The organism is Halobellus sp. Atlit-38R (assembly GCF_003665925.1).
In the GTDB taxonomy this organism is placed as follows: domain Archaea; phylum Halobacteriota; class Halobacteria; order Halobacteriales; family Haloferacaceae; genus Haloquadratum; species Haloquadratum inordinatus.
Window position 1 is genome coordinate 1 of sequence record NZ_QXIJ01000055.1, and the last position, 988, is coordinate 988.

1 protein-coding gene is annotated in these 988 nt (G+C 51.7%); it reads left to right on the forward strand.

Going from position 1 to position 988, the window contains the following annotated elements; all coding sequences use genetic code 11:
- Nucleotides 1–210: 210 nt before the first annotated feature.
- Nucleotides 211–988, forward strand: a 778-nt coding sequence (locus D3D02_RS18045; RefSeq protein WP_121571316.1) for a PAS domain-containing protein, incomplete at its 3' end; no start/stop codon positions are given.

Below are 988 nucleotides of genomic sequence, written 5' to 3' on the forward strand. Positions count from 1 at the left end.
CTACTTAGAGATTGGTGTTTGCGACCAACACAAACGCGCTCCTCCCCTCCCTACTCTCTCCCTCCGGTCGCTCCTTAAGGAAGGGGACTCCGCGCTACCGCTTCAGTTGAAGCTGTTTAGTAAGTCTACAGTCACCCAGTTCCTGAATATGAGAATTAGATGTCGTAATATTTAGTACTCTGACAAATAAATGACTAGTAGTGACCGGCAGTGGTAGCAAAAATACACGTTGCTCTCATCGATCCGGACGAGACAATTTGCGAAGACGTCTCAACAGCATTGGAACGACGAAACGACCCACTCACTACCACGATATTCACTAATTCAGAGACACTCATCAATCGAGTCGAGAATGATGAGTCGATCGACTGTATCGTCAGTAGTCAGAGCCTTCCAGAGATCTCCGGGCTGGAACTGCTTCGCGCCATTCGAGACAACTATCCCGAGCTTCCATTTATTCTGTTCACGGATCAAGAATCTGCATCAGCTGTAAAGCGAGCTTTTGCGGAGGATGCCTCCGATTTCTGTATCTCGCGGGGCACAACGGAAGAGTACGATGTGCTGGCACACCGGATTCGGAACGCTGTCCGAGAACATCGCCTCAAACGAGAGATCGATCAGACACGGGAACGATACGAATTGGCGGTTCGAGCGGCCTCTGACATTATTTGGGAGCGAGATGTCGAGACGAACGACATCAGGCTCTCGGAAGGGATTGAGAATACATTCGGCTACCCGGCCGATCAAGAGTACGGGTTCGACTGGTGGCAAGAACAGACCCACCCCGACGACGAGGCGGGGTTGAAAAAGCAGCTCCATCAGGCATTTGAGGCACAACAAGAACGGCTCCAGCAAGAATACCGAGTCCAGCGAGCTGACGGATCGTACGCCTACGTCGAGGATACGTGCCACATCATCTATGACACCGATGGAACGCCCACCCAGATGATCGGTGCTATCCGCGATGCCACCGAACAGAAAGAATACG